This window comes from Streptomyces sp. NPDC054841 (assembly GCF_053611045.1).
In genome coordinates this window covers 1-3,487 of record NZ_JBSGZO010000683.1, presented here as the reverse complement: position 1 = coordinate 3,487, position 3,487 = coordinate 1, and the positions used below count along the sequence as shown (strand labels likewise).

The 3,487-nt window shown below is 71.6% G+C and carries 1 protein-coding gene; it reads right to left on the bottom strand.

Features of this window, described 5'->3' with window-relative positions:
- Window positions 1-48: 48 nt before the first annotated feature.
- Window positions 49-3,303, bottom strand: coding sequence for an FG-GAP-like repeat-containing protein (locus tag ACWGI8_RS41690; protein ID WP_453668667.1), 3,255 nt, complete (start codon window positions 3,301-3,303; stop codon window positions 49-51).
- Window positions 3,304-3,487: the final 184 nt, after the last annotated feature.

Here is a 3,487-nt window from a genome sequence, read left to right as displayed (position 1 = left end):
GTGTCCCACCAGGGGACACGGGCCAGAAACAGACAGTTGGGCGCAGGCTCAGAAGAGGCCCTTGTAGCCCTGCCAGCCCGTCCCGATCTTCACGGTCGACCCGAAGGACCCGGCCCCGTTCCCGCCGTTGCGCAGCAGATCACCCGCCGCGTTCCGCGACACCAGATCCGCCTTGCCGTCCTTGTTCAGATCACCGACACCCACGAAGGCGTTGCGTCCCGTGGCCCAGTTGTTCCCGAACACCAAGGCCCGCGACTTCACCGTCCCGGCAGCCGTACCGTCGTACCGCCACAGCGAGTTGGCCCCGTCCACCGCCAGCAGCTCGCCGATGCCGTCACCGTTCAGGTCACCCGCACCGAGCACCGCCCGGTACAGCTTCCAGTTCGTGCCGATCTTCCCGCGCGCCTTCAGCTTCCCCGCACCGTCGTCCGCGTACAGATACATGTCACCGGTCGACGCCTGCCGCGCCACCAGATCCGCACGACCGTCACCCGTCAGGTCACCGGGCGACGTCAGCACGTTGAACTGGTTCCACACCGTGCCGAGGGACGTGTACGGACTCGTCGGCGTCAGCGCCTTGCCACAACCCGGCCGGTACGCCCGCAGCTCACCGCTCGCCAACCGCACCAGCACGTCGTTGCACCGGTCTCCGTTCAAGTCCCCGAACGGCACCGCCACGGCCGAAGTTGGCCAGCCGGAGCCCGTCGTGGCACCGGAGAAGCCGCCCGCCCCGTTCCCGTGCCGGTACGCGAACGCGCCCGAGGAGCTCAGCGAGACCAGGTCACCCACACCGTCCGCGCCCGCCAGATCGCGGAACGCCGGCGGCGGCAGCTCGCCCACCACGTTCATGTCGCCCGAGGTGACCAGGGCGGCCCCGACGCCGTCGGCGGGCTGCGCGGTGAGCGTCCACCGGTAAGTGCCGCCCGGCACTGCCTTTCCGGCACCGTCCTTGCCGTCCCAGGCCGCGTCGATCCGGCCACGGCCCTCGGCGCCGGACACGGTGCGGACGACCGCGCCGGTGTCCGCCCGCTTCACGGTGAGCTGCCAGCCCGAGGCCGGCTTGGAGAGCCACCACGTGCCGGTCCAGCGCGCGCCGGCCGCGGCCGGGTCGAACGTCCCGGTGGTCACCACGGAGTCGATCGCCGTGATCGCGGAGGCGGGGACGCCGGTGCGCACGATGCGCACCCGCTCGTCGGCGCCCGCGTACGCGACGTGTCCGCCGAAGCGGTCGACGGTCCAGCCGGCGCGCCGCACGATGGACTCACCGAGGTCCGCGGCGCTCACCAGGGTGCGGTGCGGCACGTCGGCCGCCGCGCCGGAGACGGGAAGCCCGGCGTGCAGGTCGTAGAGCGTGAGTCCGGTGCCGTCGCCCCGGTGGACGAAGTAGCCGTCGCCCAGCAGGACGCTCCCGAGCGGCGCGGCGACGGCCCGCTTGGCCTGCCGGTCGAACACGCCCGACGCGTTGTCGCACTTCCAGTACACCCAGCGGCCCACGGCCTGGAGCTCTTGCGGGACACACTTGTTGAGCGTGGTGAAGGACTCACCCGCAGTGCCCGACGGGAGGGTCTTCGAGGTGACCACGCCCGAGTCCTTGGTGCCGCTCCAGAGGGTGGACCCCCATACGGCGGCCGCGACCTCCGTCCGCTTCTCCAGTACGGTCCCGGAGTCCGGCTTCTTGAACTCGACGACGGTCTGGGAGCCGCGGGCGGCCGGGCGGACCACGCCGAACCGGCCCGACAGGTCGGTCAGTTCGGGGCTCTGGAAGCCGGTGGTGACGCGCGGGCCCCAGTTCGTCGCGCCGTTCTCGAACAGCATGGTGAGGTCGGACTCGGTGCCGTTCTCACGGCCGTGGAAGCCGTCACCGGTCGCCCACATCGTGACGCAGCGCTCGGCCAGCGCTCCGCCGGAGCAGTCGCTGTCGCGCCCGCTCAGCAGACCGTCCACCGTGGTGCGGACGGCCTGCGGCTCGCCCGTGGTGCTCAGCCAGGTGCTGCGGTACGCGCCGAGGTAGGTGAACGGCTGGAACAGCGTGCTGTCGTCGCCCGTGGTGAGAATGCCGCTGCCGAGGGAGAGGCCGTAGATGTGCGCGGGCATGGGCTCGACCGTCGCGAGGCGGCGTGTCTCCAGACTGCCGTCCGCCTTGGGCAGGATGCGGTGCACGGCCCAGTCGACGTCGCCCTGCGCAGGGGCGCTGGTCGCCCCGGCGATCAGGACGGAGCCGTCGGGAGCGACGGCGATCTGCTCGTCCGCCAGCTCCAGTACCTGATCGAGGGTGCCGTCCTCGTCCGGGACGCGCCACAGGGCCGTCCCCCGGTACTCGTTGTCTCCGGGGTTCTGCCGTTCGACCGCGAGGACGGAGTCGCCGACCATCGCGAAGGTCGCGTCGTACGACATCGCGCTGGTCTCGACCGTGCGGATCACGGTGTCCGGGGCGGCCCGGTCGAGGACATCGGCCTTGCCCCGCCCGGTGCGCAGCCGCAGGATCGAGTCGCCGCCGAGCCGGAAGCCGCTCACCAGCCACGGCTCCTCGGGATCGGGGCGGTCCGGCAGCGGCTTCGCCACCGCCTCCGCCAGGTCCACGATCCGCCACCGCTGGTTCGGCACGTCGGGCTCCGTGTACCGGATGATCACCGAGTCCGCGTCGCCGTCCTCGAGCGCTTGGAAAACGGCGCCCTCGGGGAATCCGGTGACGGGCGTGTCCGTGACCGTGCCGCCCTCGTACCGCAGCAGGTGGTAGCCGGTCGGCGCGCCGCCCGGCTCACCGGTGCGGGTGAGGACGGTGTCGCCGAAGGTGCTGACGTAGGACTGCCCCTCGGGCAGCACGATGTCGGCGAAGACGGCACCCGCGCCCTTCTGGAGCGTCACGTGCGGTGCGGGCGAGGCGGAGTAGAGGGCGACGGTGTCGGAGCCGTTGCCGTAGTAGCCGCCCCCGCCGAGCGGAATACGCTGGGTGTGGTCCCAGTATCCCGTCTCGGGGTCGTAACGGGGCTTCTCGGGCAGCCGGGTGGCGAGCGGGGTCGCCGAGCCGGTCGCGTAGTCGATCCAGAGCAGCCGGTCGTCGTTCTCCTGCAACAGCAGGTAGCCGGTCTCACCGGCGGTGAGGATCGAGGTGGCGCGCGGGGCGAAGCGCTTGCCCGGCGGCAGGACGGTCACGTCCTCGGCCGCCGCGGCCGAGGACGGGACGGCCGTCGCCTGCGGTGCCGTGATTCCGGATCCCGCCGCCGTCACTGTCGCCAGCGCCAGGACGAGAGCCGCTCGGGTACGGCCGTTTCCACGCACCCGGGCATTGCTCGTACGAGCCAAAGTGAGGTCCCTCCCCAGGACATGAGGGCACGGGGCCGGCGGCGTCGGCCTGAGCGGCGACGCGAGTCCGAGCGAGAGAGACCCCCCAGCCAACCCCCGTGCGAGTGCGCCGACTTTAACACCAGCCTCACAAGCCACGAAAGGGGATTCGAACCTGTTCAAAGCAAACGGGCCCGTACCGCAC